The following is a 24,233-nucleotide window of genomic DNA, read 5'->3' as shown; positions in this document are numbered from 1 at the left end:
CTGATCATTACATGCATGATAGTCAAGTAGAATTGGATAATTTATTTTTTCTGCTTCCCTTACATCAAATTATATTTCTTCAACTTGGCATAGGTTGTATTCCGCCCGATACCCAATGCTTTTGCCATCTGGCTGATATTTCCTTCATACTCATCAAGGGCCTGTTGAAGCGCCTGTTTTTGTATATCATCCATATTGAGCGAAGCAAAATGCGTGGCATGATGTTTTTCCGCAATCTGCGGGCAACCTGCTGCCTGCTGTATGTTTTCAGGTAGCGCCTGCAGACAGAGAACGTCTTCTTCCATCAAAATCATGGTGGATTCAATCACATGTCGCAGCTCCCGAATATTCCCAGGCCAGGAATAAGCGGCCAATGCCTGACGAAAGGCTGGATCTACCCCGTCAATCTGTCGCTCAAGTTTTTGAGCAAACTCATTGATAAAGTAATCTGCCAGGAGTTGGACATCATCCTCTCGTTCGCAGAGAGGCGGTAGAGTAATGGGAACCACATGCAGACGATAATAGAGATCCTGCCGAAAGCGTCCTTCCTCAACCATGGCTTCCATATCACGATTGGTGGCAGCAATAACCCGAACGTCAACCGGCACAGGTTTTTTGCCACCAACCCTGATGATCTCCTTTTCATCCAGCACCCGTAGCAGATTCACTTGAATAGCCAGGGGCATTTCCCCTATCTCATCCAAAAACAGAGTCCCACCTGCGGCCTGCTCAAATTTACCAGCCTGTCCGCCCCGCCTGGCACCGGTGAATGCTCCCTCTGCATACCCAAAAAGCTCGCTTTGGATCAGGTCGGCAGCAATGGCTCCACAGTTCACAGCAACAAATGGTTTCTTTTCCCTGGGACTTGCCTTGTGCAGGGAACGCGCCATTACTTCCTTACCTGTTCCGCTGGGGCCGGTGATCAGAACGGTTGTGTCTGTGGCAGCAACCCGGCGGGCCTTTTTCAGAAGCCTTGTAAAGGAATCACTGCCACCGATCATGGCCGAAAAAGCATCCTCAGCACCTTCTCTTGCATATATCTGTTTTTTATGGGGTCGGGCCTGGATGGGAGGGTAGATACAAAGCGTCAGCCCATGCAAATGATGAAAGCTGTTTGTCAGAGGAGCGGCATAAACACTCCAGGTCGGATTAAACAGGCAACGCAACTCCACCAGGTTTTCCGGATCAGATAAGGTTTCATCTGACTGCAAATCCATAAACGGGGCCAGATCAAACCACTTGGAAGCATCATGCCCCGAAAGTTTGTGTATAGAGGTATGAAACAAATCAGCAGCTGCATTGTTGGCATAACACACTTTTCCGTAGCTATCCAAAGTCAGCAGGCCAATGGCGTTATTATTAAGGACTTTGCCGATCATGCCCATACACTGCCGCTGAAAAAGAAGCGCTTCTATTGCCCTGGCGTAGTACACCGCCAAGGCCAGGCTCCGGCTGTGATCAAATTGCACAGGCCCGGATATATCCACACAGCCATGCAGCAAACCATCGGCTCCAAAAATCGGGGCAGCTGAGCACATCCAGCCATGGTGACTTTCACAAAAGTGTTCCGTGCCTATTACCCGCAGCGGAAGACCATTGGTGAGCGCTGTTCCAATGGCATTGGTGCCCACGCTCTGTTCAGTCCAACTCGCTCCAGGTCCGAAATAGATGGAATCTGCCTGACGAAGAGCATGCAGTGAACCAACGGTACCAGTCAGATAACCGTAGCGGTCTGAAATGGTGAAGAGCAATCCTTTCTCTTTAAGATATGCTGAAAGCTCATGACTGGAGTTTTTTACCACATCACGCAAAAAACGATGCTCAGCATCCAGGGATTGTTCCTCACGGAAATCTTTACACTTTTTCAGGCCGGGGTCTACTCCCATCTGCAGGCAACGTTCCCAAGACTCGGTAACACTCGCCTTGATATATTCCTGACTGTTCTTCTGGCCATTTACAAAGCGTCGCCATACGGTCTTATCAAGTTCAGTTTCCAAATCTAACGGCGGTATACCGCAAGAAAACTGAGGACTCGTAAATGTCTTGTTCTCACAAGAATTGGCAATCGTGTACGTATTTTTGTTTCTTACAAGCTCGTGCATACAATATTTCTTAGAACCTGAATAAAACAGAAAGCATGTACTGCAAGAATATCGAACACCCCAGGGATGCCTCGGAGCATGCTCTTTTTACCAGCTCTCGGCTATTTCAGGAAAATGCTGCCTGCAATAGTACATATTTGACTGCGCTTTTTTCCCAAAATGCCTTAATCTGAAAGAATATGCCTATTCCCGGACAATCTCCTGAGCCCATTGATGAAATAACAGTAAACGCCCTACCCCATATCGGTGTATAGTTTCAGCCCAGATTTCTCCCCCAAAAAAAATATTTTGACGTTCCCCCTTGCACTACAGAGCATGTTACTCTGTGACAGGCTTTCCCTTTGCAGCGGACATGACCACTGCTCTATACAACATTGGCTCCTCTCAAAAGCCATCTCCCAATGCCCTGCGAGCACACAGGGCTTAGGGTAACTGACCCCAGACACTCCACGGAGTCTCCCTCTGGTCGCTTACCTCTTTGAATAATCGAGATTTCACGTATAGACAGACTAACGGCGTCTACGCTTACCTGCAAAGAATCACGCTTGCACAAATCTGGAACACCTGAAATCACTTACAATTATGACGCAGGTGGAAGCAAGTGGTTACGTACCCCGTGATCAGTTATCATCAATCTACACCTGTCCAGCTACGAGTCATATCATAAAGATGCTTTCACTTCAACTTTTGCAAGTTACATATTTTCGCAATACAGCATAAGTCGAGTTCTTTTATCGCACAGGCACACATTGTAGTGTTCAATTTTCGAACACTTTTTGCTGTTCATTATCGAACAATACTCAAGATATTTGAGAATATATTCTTGCGACCTCGAAAATATCAATATTTTTCTCCATCCAACTATTCTTTATATACATCTTTGCTAAATCGTCACATCACTCTGGTTACCTGCCGACATCACAGTAAATTACTAATATATATCAACATAAAGAAGGCATACAACAGCCACTATTCCTTTACGTCTTTTACAGTTGGCGTACTTCTTGCTTTTCTGGTGCAGACATAATTTTTCATGAATCAGCCGGATGTAAAGAAAGAGAACCCGATTCACTTTGATGGGAACTCGACCGACTCAGAACAAGGAGGCAGATACTGTGGCAACAGATATTCTTATGCCCAAATGGGGCTTGACCATGAAGGAAGGAAAGCTTTCCAAGTGGTTAAAAAATGAAGGGGATACCGTTCAAGCGGGTGAGCCCATCTTTGAGGTGGAAACCGATAAAATCACCAATGTGGTGGAAGCAACCAGCGACGGCGTACTTTTCCAGATAGTTGTACCAGCAGGTGAAACAGTAGCCGTAAAGACAGTGGTTGGCGTACTGGCTGCTGCAGGTGAAACACCTGACAAAAAAGAACAGACAGCGGCTCCATCGTCCAAAACTGAAGTGGCGTCCCAGGGCGGACAGGAAGCTTCAGATACAACACCAAAAGAGGGATTTGTTCTCGCCTCACCCATTGCGAGGCGACTTGCCAAAGAGCAGGGCATTGATTTACACGATGTTACCGGCACAGGCCCCAATGGAAGGGTTACGGAGAAAGATATTCTCTCATACACTCCACCGCCAGATGAATATGCTGGATTTAATGCTGCGCCCCAGGCGATTGCCTTGGCAAAGAAATCAGGCATTGATTTGTCTGAGATAACCGGTACCGGTGAAGGTGGAAAAATTCTCAAGGTTGATGTTCTGCGCGCCATGCAGCCGGCATACAGTGCGGACGATAAAGGATCTGCCGGTGCGGCTGCGCCCGAAATTCTTCCATTTAGCGGAATGCGCAAAATAATTGCAGACAACATGATGGCCAGCCTGCACAACATGGCGCAACTCACAGCTTTTGTGGAATGTGACGTCACAGAGATGACCGCCTTTCGTGACCGGGTTCGTGCAAAATACGCAAAAAATGATGCTATACCTCGCGTTTCCTACAACGATATCATAGCAGTAGCGGTCAGCCGCACCCTCATGAAATATCCCTACATGAACTCCTGGCTCACCGACGAAGGCATTGTTCGGCACAAACAGGTCAATCTTGGTATTGCCGTAGCACTGGATGAAGGCCTGGTCGTACCACATATCAAAGATGCAGAGAAAAAATCCTTAACAGACCTGGCTGTGGAAATCCGCGAGGTTGCCGGCAAGGCGAGGAAAGGAGGACTCACCATGGATGAGCTCCAGGGCGGCACCTTCACCATCACCAATGTAAGCATGCTCGGCGTAGATGGATTCACTCCCATCATCAATCCACCTGAGATAGGTATTCTCGGTGTTGGCAGGGCTGTGCAAAAACCAGCGGTTGACAAGAATGGCAACATCGTCAGCCGCACAATGATGACCCTGAGCCTTACCTTTGACCACCGCGTAGTAGATGGTGCTCCAGCGATGAACTTCCTGCGGGCACTGGCGGATTGCCTGGAAGATCCGGCAATGATGCTTGCCTAGAAAGGTTTACAACTCAGGAAACAGGAAATGGAGAAGAAACGATTTATTGTCGAGCTGGGCTGTGGCATGGACCTGCACGGCATGGACGCCACCAAAGCAGCCTGCCGGGCAGTGCGTGACGCAGTTGGTCGCAGCTGCCTCTGCGGCCTGATAGAAATTTTAGGCCGAAACAACTTTGAAGGGGTGCTCATTGATGTGCTGGTAGCCTGCCCCTTTCCCGAACAAGTTGATTCAGCCAGAGTTCTGGCGGAACTTCCGGTCGGCACGCCAGGTATTCGCACGGTACAGGGCGGAATGCTTACCAAAGGAATCTGCGTAAATGAATTCGGTGAGGGATGCTCTTCCATTCTGGTTGCAAATGCTGCGGTAACTGTCTTTGTGGAGATAGCGTAATGCGTCCAGTCCATGCAGCCTGCAACGTATTCTACCAGGACAAAAATATCCATTCCCTGCCATCTACCCAAAATACAAAAATTGACCGCTATACAATGTCATGAGCAATTAAGGAGGAAGTGATGACTATCAGTAAGAAAAAAATGATCGAGATGTACACGACCATGTACCGGATTCGTCAGTTTGAAAGCAAACTGCAGGAGTTTTTCGCAGCCAGTAAGATTCCTGGTTTTGTACACCTTTACCTTGGTGAAGAAGCTGTTGCCGCAGGGGCTTGCGCTGCTCTGAACAAAGAAGATTATATCACCAGTACCCATCGTGGACATGGACACCTGATTGCCAAAGGTGGCGATCTCAAGCTTATGATGGCTGAAATTTTCGGCAAGAGCACCGGCTACTGCAAAGGCAAGGGCGGCTCCATGCATATAGCTGATGTTGACCTGGGAATTCTGGGTGCTAACGGTATTGTTGGTGGCGGTGGTCCTATTGCTACCGGTGCCGGAATGGCCATCCAATACCGAGGTGAAGATCGCGTTGCAGTATGCTTCTTCGGTGATGGCGCTTCCAATCAAGGCACAACCCAGGAGGCACTAAACCTGGCAAGTGCGTGGGAACTCCCTGTTGTATTTGTTAACGAAAACAATGGATACGGCATTTCATGTCCTATCAGCAAATCAATGGCCATCACAGATATCGCCGATCGTGCCGCTGGTTATGATATGCCTGGCGTTATCGTAGACGGTAATGACGTCACCGCAGTGTACGAGGCAATTACAGCTGCCGTTGCCCGGGCACGTAAAGGCGAAGGCCCTTCCCTGGTTGAATGCAAAACCTATCGCTGGCGTGGCCATTTCGAGGGGGATGCCTGCACCTACCGAGAAAAGGACGAAGTCGATGAATGGATCAAAAAAGATCCTATTCCCCGTTGTGCACAAAAAATGCTGGATGAGGGAATACTCACCGAGAAAGAGCTTGATGCGCTGCACGCCAAAATAGATACCGAACTCCAAGAAGCCATAACATTTGCAGAAGAAAGCCCATTGCCGGAGCCTGCAGACTTATTTGAAGATGTTTATGCCTGATTGACATACACCAACCTGACTATACGCGATACTTATTTTTCTGGAGGAATACATGGCACAAAAAACATATATGCAGGCGCTTAACGACGCCTTACGCGAAGAAATGGAACGCGACCCCAATGTACTGATCATTGGTGAAGACGTCGGGCAGTTTGGCGGATGTTTCGGCGTAACCAAAGGATTGTTCGACCAGTTCGGCGAAAAACGGGTACGCGACACACCCATTACTGAGAGCGCAATAGTCGGTGCGGCCACGGGCGCTGCTGCTGCCGGATTACGGCCGGTATGCGAACTGATGTTCGTGGATTTTATCGGTGTCAGCATGGATCAGTTGTTCAACCAGGCAGCAAAGATGCGCTACATGTTTGGCGGCAAAACCACCATCCCTATGGTCCTCAGAGCTCCACAGGGTGCTGGAATCGGCGCAGCCGCACAACATTCCCAGTCCCTTGAGTCCTGGTTCATGCACATTCCCGGCCTGAAGGTGGCAATGCCTGCCACTCCTGAGGATGCATACGGCCTGCTGCTTACAGCTATTCGTGATGACAACCCTGTTGTCTTCCTGGAGCACAAGGTACTCTACGGTGTAGAAGGTGAAGTACCAGATAACGCGGGTGCCATTCCTTTTGGTCAGGCAAAAATATGCAGGGAAGGAACCGACGTCACCATCGTGGCGCTTTCCAAAATGGTCTACAGCGCCCTGGAAGCTGCAGAGACCCTCGCAGCTAAGGGAATCAATGCCGAGGTTATCGACCCCCGTACTGTAAGCCCCCTGGATATGGACACCATCATCGAATCCGTTAAAAAAACACATAGCCTGGTTGTTGCACACGAGGCTGTAAAGACAGGCGGGGCAGGTGCAGAGATTGCGGCCCAGGTTGCCGAAGAGATTATTGACTACCTGGACACCCCTATCATGCGCGTGGGAGCACCTTTTACCCCGGTACCTTTCTCACCACCACTGGAAGAAGCTTTCATCCCTGGTGCTGAGGATATCGTTGCAGCGGTGGAACAGATACGTTCCTGATGTGACGACCCGAAAAGCCCGTAATGTAGAGACATGACCTGAAGAATATATGTGCTACCCCCAATATTCGCGCTGTGCATATATTCTCAGCGATCTGTCTGCGGGCCGGAGAACTGTGTACCAGCCAACCACATGCCGGGCCATGGGAACAAAATCACACCTTCCATGACCGGACCTCCCCAGGTTGCGGTACACGTTCTCCTCGGGAAAACAGAGCCTGCATGGGCTCCGTTGAAGGCCAACGCTGAGTAGCGACCTTCATTGATCAGTGAAAGCCAGGGCTGCTGGTATGTTACTCCCTGCCGGCAGCCGGTTTTCACTTAAACACAACATACTAAGCATTCTTATGACAACAGTCGGTATTATCGCAAACCCGATTTCAGGTAAAGACATTCGCCGCCTTGTAGCCCACGGCAGTGTTTTTGACAATCAGGAAAAGGTGCGCATTGTACGACGCATTATGATGGGACTTTCCTCCCTCGGCGTGCAACGGGTTATGTTCATGCCCGATTACTACGCCATTGTCCCGCGTGCTCAAAAGGGCATCCACTCAAACATCGAGCTTATCTCCGCCCCGATGTGTGCGGATAATTCCCAGGACGACTCTACCAAAGCAGCCCGGCTCATGGCTGAAGCCGGGGTTGGCTGCATCTTTGTATTAGGGGGAGACGGCACCAGCAGAGCTGTAACCAAAGGAAATGCGACCATACCGATCTTGCCTATTTCCACAGGCACCAACAATGTCTTTCCTTTCATGATTGAGGCTACCATAGCCGGTCTTGCCGGTGGTCTCATAGCTTCCGGCCAGGTCAGCCCGGAGCAGGGCTGTTTTCGCCCAACCTGCCTCGAGATTCTCAACGAGGATGGCTCGGTACGAGACATAGCACTGGTTGATGCTGCAGTCCATACGGACACCTATATAGGCTCTAAAGCTATCTGGAGCCTGGACCAGGTTTCTCAGATATTCCTTACACGTTGCCGCCCTGACACCATCGGGCTCTCAGCAATAGGTGGCCAGCTTCATACCATCAGCCCGCGTGAGTTACAGGGCCTGCACCTCACTTTGGGTACAGTCGGCACGACGTTCACTGCCCCCATAGCACCAGGCCTGATAGAGCCTGCAACCGTCACGGAAGAAGCTCGGATGAAGGTGGGTGATACCATTTTCATCAAAGAATCCCCCTGTGTAATTGCACTGGATGGCGAACGGGAAGTCGAGGTCAGACGTGGGGAGCATGTTTCCGTTCGCCTCTCTGCCCAGGGCCCCCTGGTGGTGGATGTTTCACAGGTTATGGCAACAGCCCAGCAGGACAAATTGTTTATGCACTAGCCAGGCTTTCCACGTCCTAAAAAACTCACCCTGCCAGACGTAGCAAAATTTGCTCATGAGAAATACGGACTGGAAACCGTTGCCGTTCGCGTGTACGGATTTACGCCCCAATCAAGTAAAAAAATTGTTATTCAAGACAGATAGTACAACAAACGAGAAAAAACATTGTATGGGTTGATACCAACCAGGAAGGAGGAGAACCAATGGATGATATATTAAAAGCTGCCTTTGTCTTTGTTGCGCCTGAGGCAGATCCTGCCAAACATAGACAATGGATAGAAACCCCTATGGTGCATTTGCTGACCGTGGGAGTCAAGGACTATGCCCAGGCCGTTGTCACATGCAAAGAGCTGGTCGAAAAAGAAGGAATAAAGGCGATTGAACTGTGCGGCGGTTTTGGCAATCGCGGTACAGCTCTCATCGCTGAGGCGGTTGGCAATGGGGTAGCAGTGGGAGCAGTACGCTTTGACGTACACCCCGGATTGGGCAACGTCAGTGGGGACACAATATTTGCTTAAATATTTTTGGAGGGGTTAACAATGAAAGCTGCAAAGTGGTACGGAAAAAAAGATATTCGCATTGAAGAAATAGCTACTCCGCCAGCTCCACGACCTGGCGAAGTGCAGATAAAAGTCGCCTGGTGCGGAATCTGCGGTTCGGATTTGCATGAATACCTGGCAGGCCCGATCTTCATTCCAACGGAACCGCATCCGCTTACCGGAGCGAAAGCACCTCTTGTTCTTGGCCATGAATTTTCAGGAGAAGTGGTTGCTGTTGGAGATGGCGTACAAACCGTCAAGGTAGGCGATTATGTGGCACCCGATGCCTGTCAGCATTGTGGTGTCTGCGTCACCTGTCGCGAAGGCCGCTACAATGTATGTGAAAAGCTGGCCTTCACAGGCCTGATGGCAGACGGAGCTTTTGCAGAATATGTAAATGTACCGGCAGAGCTCTGCTATGTGCTGCCCAAAGGGTTTGACCTGGAAGCAGCTTCACTCATCGAACCTCTTGCCACAGGTTTCAAAGCAGTCCGGCTCGCAGACTCATTACTGGGCCAGACTGTGGTAGTATTGGGAGCAGGCACCATTGGCCTGGGAACCATCATGTGTGCCAAGGCTGCCGGAGCATCCACGGTAATAAGTGTTGAGACAGCTGCGGCACGTAAGGAACTTGCCAAAGAGTGCGGTGCAGATATCATCCTTGATCCCAAGGAATGCGATATTGTTGCAGAAGTAAAAAAACTGACCAATGGTTCTGGCGCTGACGTTTCGTTTGAATGTGTCGGCCACAAAGACACCGCTCCCCTGGCTGTAGATGTTATTCGTAATCACGGCAAAGCTGTCGTTGTCGGTATCTTTGAAGAACCAAGCTCTTTTAACTTTTTCAGTCTGAGCGGTACTGACAAGATAGTTATCGGCACCCTGGCCTACACAATTGATGACTTTCAGGGCGTGGCCAATCTTCTGGCAAGCGGCCAGTTACAGGCCAGCCCATTGATCACCGGAAAAATCAAATTGGACGATATCGTTGAGAAAGGATTTGAAGAACTTGTGAACAACAAAGCCACCAATATCAAAATTATTGTCAGCCCTAACTGATTTCCTTCACCCGCATTTCTCATGACTTCTTTGAATAAATGTTTAACTACCTGAAATGAGTATGCTTGCTAAACATCCCTAAAAAACAGATTATTTTTCAGGGAAATTCAAAAAAGTCCCCCCATGGGTCGAGCAGATTTTACAGTACCTGCTTTGTTACCGAACATTTGCAGTAGTTCACTACGGCTGCATGTCCGGTGGCTCGCATCTACTGCAAAATATACTCGTGAGAAATTCGAGCTAACCAGCATGGCTGGATCAAGTTAGCCAGCCACAACGAACCGTGAAAGTTTATCACTCCGGCATGGTGCCTTCTGCTCTCTGCCAGAGACTTTCATATAAACCATCTCTCTCTATAGCCTGCAAAGGTCGATGCTGAAAAGTATCACCAAGCCAGGTACCAAAAGGGTTGCCACGACAGTGGCAACCCTTCTTTTGTGTCTGCAGCATGCTGAAAACAAAAAGGGGCGCTCCCATTATTATTGGGAGCGCCCCTGCCCTGGTCACGTATTTTATATCAGGATATGGCCGTTGTCTTTTTTGTGTTTTTCTGATTATCTCAGACGCGCTGAATCAGTATTTCAAGCAAACAGGTCCTCCAGAGCATCATACACATACGACATGTACATCAGTTTGGGCGATCCCCCCATTGCCACTGCCATGAAAGCAGCCTGAATGATCTCTTCCTGGCTGGCACCCATGGATGCAGCAGCCTCCACATGCAGGGCAACGCACATCTCGCACTGTGACATAACGGCACAGGCAACCATAATTAATTCAAGTTGCTTGTGTGACAATGCATCAATGGACGCAAGCTGCTTGGTGAACTCAAGGTATTTCCCATATTCTTTAGGCGAGTGTTTCTGTAAAAATGAAAGGGCCTGGCCTGCTTTCTCTGACGAGTTCATAGATTCTCCTCTTGGAATAGTTCTCTCTTGCTCGGTTATTTTGCCGTACACTAGTTGTTTACGGCTTTTTCATGATCTTCTATGAACGTATACAAAGCAATTTATATACCGGAGGAGGTGATCACTGAGTAAAAAAATTACTCTTTTAGCAAGCTATCAGATAATTGGTATACAACATGAATTTTCCAAAGGAACTGCATCTTTTTTTCCATACCATCTTGTAAATCGCAAAAAGAAATTATTGCAGCCTGTTATATACGGATCTCTTTTTTCATTCATGAAATGATAGTATTTATACGAAGCGGATGGATGTACCGTTGCCTGTCCATCCATGGAAGAAAATCTAAAAAATATGCTCGAATAGCGAACACGCAGTATTTCTCATTTGTTCAATTATGGAACAGACGCACAAAATGATTCGACAGCATACTCATAGTATGAAAATTTGTTTTTTTTCACGAAAAACATGTGTACTCCGGCTATGGTGCGCATACCGCTTCATGTCGCTTTCAACCATATAGGAAAAAGGCAAGGTATCGTCCTGCTCAAAGGGCATATGATAGATAACAACTGCCTTTGGGCAGAAAATGTCCTGAATTATTTCCTGCCCTATTGGGTTATGATAAAAAAGTGGATTTACAAAAACAGCATCCAGAGACACCTCATCCAATGCATCCTGAAAATACTCCGTTACATGGTCGGCATCACCTGTAAACAACAGGTTCCTTCCAGCCCATGTCAATAAAAAACAGCTATTCTGAACAGATGCATATTGTGGCCCCATATGCCGGGCACCAATACCTGTCACGTGTAAGCCATCTGCCAGATGAACCTGTTTGGTACTGCCCGGTTTTACATCAAATGACCATACTGGAATATAGCGTTTACGGGCCTGGGAATACAGCTTGCGGAGTTCGGCAGACCCCTGGCTTTCTCCGGGCAATATGATGCCTTTGACTGCCCTGGAACGAATGTGCTGCAACACATGCCCGGGGGTGAAATGGTCTGGATGTTCATGGGTAAACAGGAGGTAGTCGAGGTGGGTAAAAACCCCTGTGCCCTGCTGCATATGTTGCAGGTCATCCCTTGTTACCTTGCTGAACAGGTGTCCTTCTTCATGATGAATCCCGTCAACCAGGAGACCAACCCCCTTATGTTCAACGAGTACACCGGCGTTGGCTATCAATGTTATTTTTATCTCATCACCCATACTTTCCCCATGAGCGGTATCTCCAGAAAATCAGGCTATAACTCGACCGCCAATTGATACACATAGAAAGTGATGGTAGCCGTTTGCAGTTATAATGCTGTATCAGGTTTGCAAGTTTGCATAACTCTCTGCTGCATGATAGGAGCTACGGACGAGAGGACCGGCAACAACTTCCCTGAATCCCAGTTCCCTGCCTCTTTCAGCCAGAAGCTCGAAGACATCCGGATGGACATACTCAACTACGGGGTGGTGCTGGGGGGAGGGACGCAAATACTGTCCCAGCGTCAGGATACGGCATCCAACCTCTAGCAGGCCTCGCATGACTTCAACCACTTCATCCAAACTTTCTCCGAGACCAAGCATCAGGCCGGATTTGGTTGCAATGGATTGACCGGCATCTGCCAGGGCCACGGTTTTCAACAGGTGTAATGATCTCTCAAACACCGCACCGGGCCGCACCGTTGAGTAGATACGGGGTACAGTTTCAATGTTATGGTTAAGAACATCCGGTGCAGCATCAATAACCTGTTGCAAGGAACTCTCTTTCCCCCCAAAATCAGGCACAAGCACTTCTACAGTGGCTTGTGGATTCTGTTTTCTGATAGCCTGTATTGTTGCTGCAAACTGCCCTGCTCCTCCATCGGAAAGGTCATCACGGGTTACGGAAGTCACAACCACATGCTTGAGACCCAATTGCCTGGCTGTCTGCCCCACCATGCCAGGTTCCTCAGGATCGACCTTAGCAGGGTGACCATGGGCCACAGCGCAAAACGCACAATTCCGGGTACATACATCACCCAATATCATAAAAGTGCATGTCTTATTAGCAAAACACTCACCAATATTCGGGCAATGGGCGCTTTCACACACTGAATGCAGGCGGCCCTTGTCCAGTAAAGACTGTATGCGATCCAAATCGTTTTCTGTTGGGGCCGGGATTACCAGCCAGCTAGGTCGTTTCAATGGAATCCTCCTCAATAAACTGCTCAAGTTTACCGGAACGAAAAGACATCTGAAAAATTCTGGAAAAGTGTTTGCGCATTTCGATCCGTACCATATTGGGATCAACAGAATGCCCCAGTACCTCTTCCATGGAGGTGACACCGTTGGAAGCGATACCACAAGGGACAATAAGTGAAAAATGTGTAAGGTCTGGGCATACATTCAAGGCGATACCATGCATGGTGACCCATTTGCGAACGGCTATTCCCATGGCGCCGATTTTTGCATTTTGCACCCACACGCCTGGAAACTCTGGCTTTCGTTCAGCCACAATGCCAAATGAACTGAGAGTGCGAATCATCACTTCTTCCATTTTTCTCGCGTAGGCGTGAAGATCCCTTTCCCCTTCCAATGATACAATGGGATAACAGACAAGCTGCCCAGGACCGTGATATGTAATATTCCCGCCTCTGGACGTATCGTGTACCGTTATGCCATATGCATCCAACACATCGGTATCTGCCAGCAAATTCTGATACCCTCCACTGCTACCAATGGTGATACAGGGCGAATGTTCAAGCAAAATCACCACATCAGGAATCACCTCCTGCTGCCTTTTTTGGCGCAGAATGTTCTGCACACGAGCCATCTCTGCGTAGTCGCTTGTGGCAAGATCCAGCCACACGCCTGTTTTTAAGGATTTTGTAGCTTCAATACTCATTGTCTTCTTATTCATTTGGTTAATTTGATTTGTTACTTAAACTTGCAACATACATACCAAACAAAACAGGTCCAGCTGCAGAAACGGGTGGACATAACGCCTTGATTTTCAATTTCATATAACGGATGCTTTTTGCGTCCCAAGGCGTGTGCATATCGATTGTATTGGCTGATATTGAAAAGGTTTATCTGTTGTGGTATATACTCTACCTACGGAATGACAGGTTCAGGCACAAATACAACAACCTGTAGAAATATCAGATTTTTCTTTCCTGTAAGGGAACCCGGTTAGACTCCGGGGCGGACCCGCCGCTGTATGTGGGGACGAAAGCCGCAAGAAGCCACTGCGCTGAAAACAAAACGATTCAATGCGGGAAGGTGCGGTGAGTAGTATGATCCACGAGCCAGAATATCTTACGGAAAAGTGCGAATACAACTTCTCGGAGAGACGGTAAATCCCGGGCTGATGCAATGTCGGCTCGTGAAGCGGTGCCGGCCCAACGGGAGGTTACATATGAACGGTTTTCACCTTTTTCTCGTTATCCTCGGTATCTACCTCATTTTTCTGGTAGCTGTTGGCATTCATTTCAACAAAAAAGACCACTCTCCAAGCCAGTTCTGGCTAGCTGGAAAATCGGCAGGTACACTTTCCATAGGATTTTCGGCTGCGGCTTCATGGCTCACCGCAGGCGGCATGCTGGCGGTCATCGGTCTCTATATGTTACTGGGTCTGGGCTCTATCTGGAGTTTTGTGGCACCCAATATCATTGCCCTTCTTGTCATTGCCTTTTTTGTCAAGAAAATTAAATCGCTGCCATCCATAACCCAGCCTGAGTTGCTGGAAATGCGATACGGGAACCATCTGCGTCTGCCCGTTGCCATTATTATTACGGTTGTTATGATTCTGTTTGCCGTTGCCGATATCAAGGGACTCTCCTTTGTACTCGAAATCTTCTATGGCCTTGATCCGGTATACTCAGCCCTGATAGTGGGTGGAGCCGTTGCCGTCTATGTTACCCTTGGAGGACTCTCTGCCGTAATAGCCACCGATACCGTACAGTTTCTCTGCCTTTTCGTTTTTACTCTGATTATGGCAATCTCGACTCTTACCGGTGCTTCGCAGGCTACTGATTTTTCAGTGGGACAGCTGCTGAGCAACACCAGCAATGACTGGTGGAATCCACTTTCCGTCGGTCTACCCATGGTCATCATTTTTACGTTGGCCATTGTTCCAGGCTGGATTACAGAGCAGGACCCGTGGCAACGCGTCTGGGCTGCAAAAAATGAGAAATCCGCACGAAACGGCATGTTACTTGGTTCACTTCTGATTAGCATCGTGTTTGCCTGCTGTGCCATCATTGCTGTGGCGCTTAACGTCATATATCCTGACATAGCCCAGACTGGATTCCCCATGGGGATGGCCCAGGCAGAACCTGCCCTGCTCACCTTTATCATGGACAGCCATCTCCCTCCGCTTACTCTTGCCCTATGCGCCATAGCACTCGCTGCGGCAGCAATGTCCTGTGCCGATACCTTCGCCGCATCCGGCGCCTCCTGCCTGGCCAGAGACATATATCAGCGTTACTTGCATAAGGACGCAACTATGCAACAGATGCGAACAATAAACAGAATCAGCGTTTTGCTGATCGTCATTTGCGCCACTGCCGGTTCGTTTTTCATCCATTCCATCATCGATGCCATCCACATAGCCACCTTTATCGCCTCGGCTTCATACTTTTTCGCCCTGATGGGTGGCCTGTACTGGAAGCGAGCAACAGGCAGGGGAGCCGTTGCCTCGTTGTGGACAGGTTTCATTGTCCAGACAGGCCTCATTCTCTTTGATCTTTCTAAAACTGCGCCCATGGCACCGCCATATCTCGAAAACATTCATCCCCTTTTGATGAGTCATGGAGTAATTGTCAGCATGCTTATTTCCGGGACAGTTTTTATCGTTGTTTCGCTTGCCGACAAGCCCTGCGATGAGAAGAAACTTACACCATTTTTCGCAAAGGAGAAGAGTACAGCAACCACGTGCAATATTGCTGACGACCTGCCACAGGTAGCCAGTACCACCCAGAATTAGCACTAAAGCCAAATTCCATGCTGCCAAGGTATCTTGTATGACACAGTTGCTTCACCCTGCGGACCCGGCACAAATTGATTTTCAATTTTTCGAAGATCTGTCCACTGCCTACTGGTATTCTCAGATTTTCTTTACGGCTCTTGAGCTCAAAATATTTGAACATATTGAAAATGGATCTGATACCGTCGAGAAGCTGGCCCAGGCCACTTCATCTGAGCCGGAAATGCTGTCCCGCATGCTCCGTGTTTTGATTTCTCTACATATTATTGGTTCATATGAGGGGTGTCTTTATACCTCTCAGGCAACCTCAAAATTTCTCATTCCCGGTAAAACCGATTACATGGGAGATTTTTTCCTTTATCGCCAGTATATGGCGGCCAACTGGCAGAACTTAAGAGAAACCATCAGTAGTCAGCCAAAGAAGGTTGAAGAAGAGTTGACGTATGAAGAGCGCAACTTCCGGTATGTTGCAGCGATGGACACCCTTATTCGACAGAAAGCCCCTCAGATTGCCAGGCTGATTGACAATGAAAAAATCACCGGATCGATGCTTGATATAGGTGGAGGAAGCGGCACCATCTGCCGGGCAATTCTGGCTACAACCTCAATAGAGCGGGCATATCTCTGTGATCTGCCCGAGGTGATCGAGGCGGCGCACAGGATTTTTCCCCAGGATTGCAGTTGGGAAAACATAGAAACCATCAGCGGAGACTTCAGATCACACGACTTTGACAGACAATTCAATCTTGTGTGCATGAGCAATTTTCTGCATGCCTATTCTGCCGAAGATGCCAGACCACTTTTTGCCAAAGCAGTTTCTCTTCTCCAGCCTGAAGGCCTGCTCCTTATCCATGACTATTTTCCCGATCGCCCCGGTTCAGTTCCACATAAAGGCGCACTCTATGATGTGAACATGATGCTCAACACCTTTAACGGTACCTGTCATGATACTGAAACACTCCTTCACTGGCTTCAGGAAGAGGGACTGGACAACGTTGGAGTGAAAGACCTGCAGACCGATACCGGCATCATAATGGCAAAACGGGCAGGCAGTCTAAATATGCAGCAGGATCCGCTGATAGCCGCCGCTCTTCAACTGGACCTTCTCTCCGTTGTGCCAATATCACCCGCGGAGGTCGTTACCGCCCCATGGCCACGCCAAAAATGCAGATTCGGCTGCGAGGAATTTAACAAAGGCCTGCAATGTCCGCCTTATGGAATGGAACATGACAAGACCCGTGAATTGCTGGACAGCTACTCACGGGCATATCTCGTTCGTGGCACTCCTCCCGGCAAGAGCTTCCATAACACTCTGCTTTCCCTGGAAAAGCATGCCTTTCTACAGGGATACCACAAGGCCTTTTCATTCAGTGCAGGCCCCTGCAATCTCTGCCCCTCCTGCCCCGAAGACAACCAGTGCCGCCTCCCCCATCTTGCACGACCATCCATGGAGGGCTCGGGCATCGATGTCTATGCAACTGCGGAAAACGCAGGCATTACACTTCAGCCGGTGCAGAAAAAGGGACAATACGTCACATACATCGGCCTCATTCTCATGGAGTAGGATATGAAACTGCTTATGATCCAATTGCCCACTTCACAGCTTGGCGCAAAAGAAAGAGTCTATCCCCTTGGTCTTTCCCGACTCTCATCGCTTGTTCCGGCGGATGTCGATAAACAGGTACTCGACATGAACCTCTGCGATGACCCATGGGATGCGCTGAACACCACCATCAGAAAACATGGTGCAGATATCATCTTTCTCTCCTTCAGAAACCTGGACCCGCTCGCAGGGCATCATGCATCCTATCTTTCCAGCCTGAAAACAGCCGCTCTGCTCTGCAAACAGCTTGTACCCGAAGCACGGTTGCTTGTTGGTGGACCTGCCTTTTCTCTTCTTGCCAAAAGGCTCATGGAAGAGGTTCCCGAACTTGATTTTGGCCTGGTTGGCGAGGGTGAACTTGTCTTCCCCGAACTCTTGAAACATTCCATAGGCCCTGCAAACATTCCATCATTGCTGTGGCGTGATGGAAAATGTGTGAGACAAAATCCGCCCGGTCCAAAGATTACATTGGATCTCATTCCGGAAATGGATGTAGAAGCCTTTCCACCTGATGCCTATACCGGCAATAACTCCTACGTTGCCGCCATCGGCATTGAAGGGAAAAGAGGCTGCGATCTCTGGTGCGGGTACTGTCTCTATCCTAAGCTGGGCGGAGCCTGCATGAGACTTCGCCCGGTGAAAAACATCGTAGATGAAATGGAAATGCTTAAAACCCGCTTCGGCATTGAGCTTTTTCACTTCACGGATTCCGTGGTCAACCGCCCACGAGACCATTTTGAGGAACTCTGCAAAGAGCTCATCAATCGTAAGTTGAACGTCGGCTGGACCGGCTTCTTTCGTGAAAACGATTTTACTGCGGAAAACCTTACCCTGGCAAGAAGGGCAGGATTGATTGCTATCTATTTTTCAGCCGATGCGCTGACAGATTACGGACTCAATCTGTTGAACAAACGAATGACAGAAGAAGACATTCTCCGTGCTGCCAGGCTAACAACAGACGAAGGTATTCTCACCATGTGCCACTTTCTCGTCAATCTGCCCGATGAAACAGACAAAACCATTGCCCGAGCCAGTACGGTACTTGATAGGCTTCTTGATATTCACGATCCGTCAGGCAATCTTGGAGCTGTCATTTTCAACACTATCCGGCTCTACCCCGATGCACCGTTAACCAACAGGCTTATACGTAACGGCGAACTGTCTGCCGATACGGACCTGCTCTATCCTGTGTACTATAATCCGCAGAAATACAACCATGTACTGCACAACTTCGAAGCCAGATGCCATAGCGCCGGAGTGTTTTCCAGGCTCCTGCAGGACAAGAACAATAAGGAGCCGCAACAATGAAAGTTGTCGTACTTGAACACCCTCGTCTCCCCTCAAAAGAGAGGTTCAACGATATCGCCAACACCCCTCTCTGGTCCTGCCTCATGGGTGGCTATGCTTCTGCTGCACTGGAACATGCCGGCTTTGCTACAACTTTTCTTGACAAAGCAATACCTGGGGCCACATTTTCATCCACAAAAGAAAACATCCTCGACCTGCATCCAGATGTATTATGCGTCAATGCTGTTTATTTCTGGGAACAGAGTTATGCACTGTTTGATTTTTTCACAGATCTGAAACAAAGTGGTTTTTGCGGTCATCTCACCCTTTTTGGTTTTTTTCCAACTCTTATATACAGGGAGATTCTGGAACAAACACCATCCATTGATTCCATTGCTGTGGGAGAATTTGAGCTCACCCTGCCTGAACTGGCCACGTCTCTTTGCAACAACCTGGCCCTTGATGCCATTGAAGGCCTTGTACTGCGTTCCAACCTCAACCATCATATCAGGCGCAAACCAGAAAAGAATCCCGACATTTTCCCCTTTCCCAAACGGAGCGAACTTACCGGTACCGCCAGCATTCTTGCCAGCCGGGGTTGCTATAATCACTGCAGTTTCTGCCCTGTCCCATCATTCTACAACAAAGGCGCACTCTGGCGTGGCCGATCGCCTGAAAACATCGTCGCCGAAATGCAGGAACTCATCGACCACGGAATTACCTCCTTTTACTTCTGCGACCCAAACTTCATCGGCCCAGGCAAAAATGGCAAGAAAAGGATACTGGATCTCATGGAGCGGCTCAAACCACTCCAGATAACCTTTGGCATGGAAACCAGGCCACAAGACCTTGATGATGAATTGCTCACCCATATGGTGGAAGCGGGTTTTAACAGCCTGCTCATGGGCATTGAAAGCGGTTCCAAAAATATCCTGAAGGGCATGGATAAGGGATCCGGCCCTGATAAGGCCGCAGAAGCCATACAACTCTGCAGATCCCACGGTATTGACCCTGAAGTAGGTTTTTTGATGTTCGTCCCCGATGCAGACCTTAACTCACTGAAAGAAAACATCAATTTCCTGCAAGCCAACCATCTGCTCAATCGGCTGGATAGAACCGCCAACCTTTTGAGCCATTCACAGATCGTTTTAGCCGGAACCTCCGGCTACACCCGATTTGCCGAAAAACACATGTTACACAAGCAGGGGCTCTTTGGCTTTGAAGCGAAAGTTGATTTTTCAGATCCCGCAGTTGAATGGGTCGCCATCCTGTTAACCTACGCCTGTCACCAGGTACTGCGTTCCATGGGAAAGCCAGACTCGCCTATCCACTGGCAAAAGAAAGACTCTGCAGTGAGTACAGCAATCAACGATTATCTGGTAAAATTGGGCTGTTCATTGATTGAGGAGGCTGAACACAAGAATAATTCTTGTGAAGAAACACCTAAAGAAAGATGTAAAAAGATAAGCAATGAAATAAACAGCCTGCTGAAAGGCACATGATCATTGAGGGGCGCGGAAAATATTCTGCCTGTAGATTATAGGCGTCACACCTTGATGTCTATGAACTGTCCGGTTGCAGTGGGTGCAGTGGCAGATGGTGAAACTGTCTCAGATACGCTTTGCATCGTTCCACCAGGTTGGAGTCCATCAATGGTCTTCATGATGAGGTCTAAGGCAAGTTCAGGTTGCTTGTTGGCAGATCGCAGGATGGAAAGATTACTGAGTTGATGTAATGTGCTGCTGGCGGAAATATTCATATAAAGTGCCTCAATGTAAGTCCTATATGTTTTGAGACAATAAGACGTCATGTATGAGTTTGCAAGATGCCAGGTAACTGTAGCGGCCCGCAATAACCGACACAGGGACCCCATTAAGTGATACGGGACTGGCAAATAGTACCGGCCTCACATTAAGTGACAATGGATACTGAATTGTTTTGCAGCTAACCTGTATTACAACCAAGCCTCTAACACTGCTACCGTTTCTTTTGTTGGCGAGATGGCTTTAGCTGAATACTGCCTGGTCAATGTGGTGATAATTATTTCCACAGTTTATCTGAAATATCATGTCGTCTATGTGCCATTCTTAATATAATCTTCTCCTTATGAAAACGACGCTATGACATTGTTTACTTTACTTGATAAATATATTTCTAAACTTGAGGCGCAAATAATACACAGATGGGGCGATTACATTTTAAAATAGACGGGACGTGCAAAGACAGTGCAGCCAGGGCCTGTACCTATGAAACCCTCCACAACACAGTCAAAACTCCGGTTTTCATGCCTGTTGCAACACGTGCAGCTCTGCGCGCTCAGAGGACTGAAGACGCCGAAGCCTTAGGTTTTCCTGTGCTCCTTGCTAATACATATCACCTTCTCATCCGTCCGGGAATAGAGGTGTTTAACCATTTTAAGGGCATACACAACTTCATGCAGTGGCCGGGATCAGTGCTCACAGACTCAGGTGGCTTTCAGGTCTTTTCGCTTAGCCGGGATGTTACCATACGGGACGAAGGGGCAACATTCAAAAGCTATCTTGATAACAATTTCATACACCTTACCCCTGAAAAAAGCATAGAAGTGCAGAAGGCGATCGGCTCGGATATCATGATGGTTCTCGATCAGTGTGTCAACGCCACCTCTTCATACGAAGAGACCCTTGCCGCAACAGAGCTCACCTCCCGCTGGGCAGAGCGCTCACTTGCCGCACGGCAGGAATCGCCGCAGTTCCTCTTCGGCATCGTACAGGGCGGTAGATATGAAAAGTTGCGTAAAATGAGCGCTGGGCAGATCACATCCCTTCCCTTTGACGGCTTTGCAATCGGCGGCCTTGCAGTCGGCGAAGAAGACCATGAGCGGAAAGATTTGACCGAATTAACCGCATCCCTCCTACCCTCTGACCGGCCACGCTATCTCATGGGTGTGGGGACCCCCATCGACCTACTGGAAGCAGTTCACCGGGGAGTTGATATGTTTGATTGCATTCTGCCGACAGCCATGGGTAGACAGGGTGTTGCCTGGACATCCCACGGCAGGATTGACCTGCGGCGGAGTGTTCACAAGTTCTCTGAGCGGCCCCTGGATAATGAGTGTGAATGCGAAACATGTAGAAAATACTCCCGAGCCTATCTGCACCATCTGGTTAAATGTGACGAATATCTGGCCTCACAGCTTGTGGGCCTCCATAACCTGACCTTTTACAAAAGGCTCATGGATCAGATGCGTCAGGAAATACTGAACGGGACATTTTATGAGTATTACCGCAGAACAAAAGAGACGCTAACCATCCAGGACCGGGATAACCCGGTAACTGCACCAAAGAAAAAAAAGAGAAAAGACCACTCAAAACTGGGAAAGTTCAGGGTCGTCACATCTTCAAACGGATGGCATACAATTCTTGATGAACAGACGGGTGAAAAATTTCATTCGATTAACGATCCCTACAGTGAAGCTGACACACTATACGTCTCACCAACTCTCGCTCGTCTGGAAAAGGATCGTACAACAATTTGGGACGTAGGACTCGGTGCTGGATTTAACGCGATGCGCTTTATTCTGGCCTACGAAGAGATGAAAAATGCGGGATCAACGCTGCCGGAAATTCAGCTTTTAAGTTTTGAAAAGGACCTTGACTCGCTTAAGCTTGCCAAGCGGAACTATGCCCTCTTTACCCACGTACGCCACCAGGCAGTGGCTAGCATTCTCGCCAGAGGAGAGTGGACCAGCAAGGATGAAAAGTTCAGCTGGCATCTTGTACCAGGCGATTTTCAGAAGACAAAAGAGAATGCACAGGCTCCTGATATCATCTGGTATGACATGTTTTCTCAAAAAAGTGATTCCCACCTATGGACCTATCACGCATTCAGGGAAATCGCTGACAAATGCAACAGTGCAGGTAAAGACCACACCGCGCTTTTTACTTATTCCAACTCTACTGCAATACGAGCAGCCCTTCTGGCCGCAGGATTTTATGTGGCCCTCGGCCCCTGTTCTGGTCCGAAACCAGATACCACCAAGGCGTATATTGGCATTAAAACAAACGAGAGTGTTGAACTGCTTGACAGAAGATGGCTAAAAAAATTTACAATAAGTAGTGCTCCTGTCGGTCCCAACACTACAGAAGAAGACAAATCAACTATTGAGGACAAGGTCCTCTCTCATCCTCAGTTTGAAGAATAATATGGAAAACGGCATACCGGAAGGTATAATGTGCTTGTTATATTTTATTTCATATAATTAAAAGCGAATATCATCACCACACCAATTACAAACCAAATAGATAATGCCTTGAAAAAGGCTTTCCAATTGAAGCCTTTTTGTTTGTTTTTATCAAATTTCTCTTTTAATTCAGGGAAGAGTTCTTCTATAAGAATGAAATTGTTTTTATAAGCTTTACAATAATACTCTTTCGGCGTGACTGATATTTTAATTTCAATTTCATCTTCACCTACCTTAAAAGTCCTGCTGCCTCGTAATGAAAAACTCCAGTTTTGTGGATAAGTTTTTTATCTACATATATTTTTTCTAAACCATACCAAGTGAAAACAACAGTTACAGTTTTATTATTAACACAAAATTTAGTAATCATTTTTTATACTTCTTTAACATTGTGATAATCTTCCGTAAAATGCGAATTGTTATAGTAAAAATACTTATGAACTTTATGCGCTACCCATAACTTTCAAAACCGATATATTTTACGGTCCGTATTAATTATCTTGTCAACTAAATTTATTTATTATTTCTATTTTGCCAACAATATTGCTATTTAAATCTTCAAGTTTTTCCGAAGGAACCCATATTTCTTCATGTTGCTTGTCGCCTACAACTTCAATTTTGTATTTACTCAAGAAGTTCTTTTTAGCTCTGAACTTTGTAACATAGCCTACATTGTCACTAAAACTATCTTTGGTATTCCACTTGCTTGCTATTTCACTAGCATAAGCTTCATTGAGGACAGGATAGAAAATAGGTTGCTCAGGCAGGGCAATCGCATGGGTAATAACCTATACTCAAGCAAATAGTCTACTTTCTTTTATCGTCTTAACAGGTTACATAGTTTTCTTCGTCACCCCTGATAACTCGGATTTAAAAAAGATTACAGATGAAGAAACAAGCAAGCTCTCTTTTTGTGAAACACTTTTCCACGGGAGCATCCGATGACTATGGCATCATTTGACGACGCGGAGTCTCTTTTCTCTGGTGACTCTTTTACCTTTGGTTTTTTCCTCATATCCATCAAAAAATGAGTCAAATTTAGAATTGTATTTGGCGCAGCGCAGTTTCAAAATATTATTGGCGTAGTCCACCTTCCACCAGGCACCGGATCTTTTAAGTCGAATATTGCTGATGAACTTATTGGCACTTTCAATTGCCCCGCTACCAAGAGGATAGCCTCCTCGCCGCAACCGGCCATATTCAATTCTATCTTTATTTTTCTTTAGGTAATTGACCAGGTTAGCTCTCTCTGTTTTGGCTTCATCTG

18 protein-coding genes, 1 pseudogene and 1 riboswitch are annotated in these 24,233 nt (G+C 47.7%); of the genes and pseudogenes, 12 read left to right on the top strand and 7 right to left on the bottom strand.

Annotation, left to right across the window (positions count from 1 at the left end; translation table 11 throughout):
* Positions 1 to 59 precede the first annotated feature (59 nt).
* Positions 60 to 1,997 carry a sigma-54-dependent Fis family transcriptional regulator gene (locus tag G493_RS0125415; protein ID WP_161629892.1) on the bottom strand — a complete coding sequence of 646 codons (1,938 nt, stop codon included), beginning with the start codon at positions 1,995 to 1,997 and terminating at the stop codon, positions 60 to 62.
* 1,220 nt (positions 1,998 to 3,217) lie between these two features.
* Between G493_RS0125415 and G493_RS0125405 the strand changes: the two genes are divergently transcribed.
* The 7 genes from G493_RS0125405 to G493_RS0125365 all read left to right on the top strand — a co-directional run bounded on the left by G493_RS0125405 (position 3,218) and on the right by G493_RS0125365 (position 9,991).
* Positions 3,218 to 4,561 (top strand): dihydrolipoamide acetyltransferase family protein, encoded by a 1,344-nt coding sequence (locus G493_RS0125405; RefSeq protein ID WP_028582603.1) that lies wholly within the window; start codon positions 3,218 to 3,220, stop codon positions 4,559 to 4,561.
* Between the two features lie 27 nt (positions 4,562 to 4,588).
* Entirely contained in the window at positions 4,589 to 4,954 is a 366-nt protein-coding gene (locus G493_RS0125400; RefSeq protein WP_028582602.1) for a Lin0512 family protein, read from the top strand.
* Positions 4,955 to 5,076: 122 nt separating this feature from the next.
* Positions 5,077 to 6,036, top strand: coding sequence for a thiamine pyrophosphate-dependent dehydrogenase E1 component subunit alpha (locus G493_RS0125390; RefSeq protein ID WP_028582601.1), 960 nt, complete (start codon positions 5,077 to 5,079; stop codon positions 6,034 to 6,036).
* 52 nt (positions 6,037 to 6,088) lie between these two features.
* Positions 6,089 to 7,063: an alpha-ketoacid dehydrogenase subunit beta gene (locus G493_RS0125385; RefSeq protein WP_028582600.1), complete on the top strand. Its 975-nt coding sequence runs from the start codon at positions 6,089 to 6,091 to the stop codon at positions 7,061 to 7,063.
* Positions 7,064 to 7,409: 346 nt separating this feature from the next.
* A complete protein-coding gene (locus tag G493_RS0125375; protein WP_028582599.1) occupies positions 7,410 to 8,393 on the top strand; it encodes an ATP-NAD kinase family protein in 984 nt (327 codons plus the stop codon).
* A 203-nt stretch (positions 8,394 to 8,596) separates the two neighbouring features.
* Complete coding sequence (locus G493_RS0125370) at positions 8,597 to 8,911, top strand: DUF6506 family protein (protein ID WP_028582598.1); 315 nt, start codon at positions 8,597 to 8,599, stop codon at positions 8,909 to 8,911.
* Between the two features lie 21 nt (positions 8,912 to 8,932).
* A complete protein-coding gene (locus G493_RS0125365; RefSeq protein WP_028582597.1) occupies positions 8,933 to 9,991 on the top strand; it encodes a 2,3-butanediol dehydrogenase in 1,059 nt (352 codons plus the stop codon).
* Between the two features lie 581 nt (positions 9,992 to 10,572).
* On the opposite strand, the gene G493_RS0125355 is transcribed toward G493_RS0125365, so the two are convergent.
* The 4 genes from G493_RS0125355 to lipB form a co-directional block, all read right to left on the bottom strand.
* Positions 10,573 to 10,899: a carboxymuconolactone decarboxylase family protein gene (locus G493_RS0125355; RefSeq protein ID WP_028582595.1), complete on the bottom strand. Its 327-nt coding sequence runs from the start codon at positions 10,897 to 10,899 to the stop codon at positions 10,573 to 10,575.
* A 430-nt stretch (positions 10,900 to 11,329) separates the two neighbouring features.
* Complete coding sequence (locus G493_RS0125350; RefSeq protein ID WP_028582594.1) at positions 11,330 to 12,109, bottom strand: MBL fold metallo-hydrolase; 780 nt, start codon at positions 12,107 to 12,109, stop codon at positions 11,330 to 11,332.
* Between the two features lie 102 nt (positions 12,110 to 12,211).
* Positions 12,212 to 13,072, bottom strand: coding sequence for a lipoyl synthase (gene lipA, locus G493_RS0125345; RefSeq protein WP_028582593.1), 861 nt, complete (start codon positions 13,070 to 13,072; stop codon positions 12,212 to 12,214).
* Positions 13,059 to 13,772 carry a lipoyl(octanoyl) transferase LipB gene (gene lipB, locus G493_RS0125340; RefSeq protein ID WP_051309947.1) on the bottom strand — a complete coding sequence of 238 codons (714 nt, stop codon included), beginning with the start codon at positions 13,770 to 13,772 and terminating at the stop codon, positions 13,059 to 13,061. The genes lipA and lipB overlap by 14 nt, the downstream gene beginning before the upstream one ends.
* Positions 13,773 to 14,001: 229 nt before the next feature.
* Positions 14,002 to 14,206: riboswitch (cobalamin riboswitch) on the top strand.
* A 79-nt stretch (positions 14,207 to 14,285) separates the two neighbouring features.
* Between lipB and G493_RS31320 the strand changes: the two genes are divergently transcribed.
* From G493_RS31320 to G493_RS31310, 4 genes are read left to right on the top strand one after another with little or no spacing between them, the layout of a single operon-like run.
* Positions 14,286 to 15,854, top strand: coding sequence for a sodium:solute symporter family protein (locus G493_RS31320; RefSeq protein WP_051309946.1), 1,569 nt, complete (start codon positions 14,286 to 14,288; stop codon positions 15,852 to 15,854).
* 37 nt (positions 15,855 to 15,891) lie between these two features.
* A complete protein-coding gene (locus G493_RS0125330) occupies positions 15,892 to 17,418 on the top strand; it encodes a DUF2284 domain-containing protein (protein ID WP_028582591.1) in 1,527 nt (508 codons plus the stop codon).
* Between the two features lie 3 nt (positions 17,419 to 17,421).
* Positions 17,422 to 18,765, top strand: a complete 1,344-nt coding sequence (locus G493_RS31315; protein WP_051309945.1) for a B12-binding domain-containing radical SAM protein — start codon at positions 17,422 to 17,424, stop codon at positions 18,763 to 18,765.
* Positions 18,762 to 20,246: a B12-binding domain-containing radical SAM protein gene (locus G493_RS31310; RefSeq protein WP_051309942.1), complete on the top strand. Its 1,485-nt coding sequence runs from the start codon at positions 18,762 to 18,764 to the stop codon at positions 20,244 to 20,246. The genes G493_RS31315 and G493_RS31310 overlap by 4 nt, the downstream gene beginning before the upstream one ends.
* A gap of 44 nt (positions 20,247 to 20,290) precedes the next feature.
* On the opposite strand, the gene G493_RS0125315 is transcribed toward G493_RS31310, so the two are convergent.
* On the bottom strand, positions 20,291 to 20,503 hold the full coding sequence (locus G493_RS0125315) for a hypothetical protein (RefSeq protein WP_028582590.1): 213 nt from the start codon (positions 20,501 to 20,503) through the stop codon (positions 20,291 to 20,293).
* A gap of 423 nt (positions 20,504 to 20,926) precedes the next feature.
* On the opposite strand from G493_RS0125315, the gene tgt reads away from it, so the two are divergent.
* On the top strand, positions 20,927 to 22,927 hold the full coding sequence (gene tgt / locus G493_RS0125310) for a tRNA guanosine(34) transglycosylase Tgt (RefSeq protein WP_028582589.1): 2,001 nt from the start codon (positions 20,927 to 20,929) through the stop codon (positions 22,925 to 22,927).
* Between the two features lie 992 nt (positions 22,928 to 23,919).
* On the opposite strand, the pseudogene G493_RS31305 reads toward tgt, so the two are convergent.
* Positions 23,920 to 24,233, bottom strand: a pseudogene (locus G493_RS31305) (ISKra4-like element ISDau4 family transposase); the annotation flags it as partial.

This window comes from Desulfogranum japonicum DSM 18378, from assembly GCF_000429945.1.
Classification (GTDB): Bacteria; Desulfobacterota; Desulfobulbia; order Desulfobulbales; family Desulfobulbaceae; genus Desulfogranum; species Desulfogranum japonicum.
This window is presented reverse-complemented; position numbering and strand designations above follow the sequence as displayed.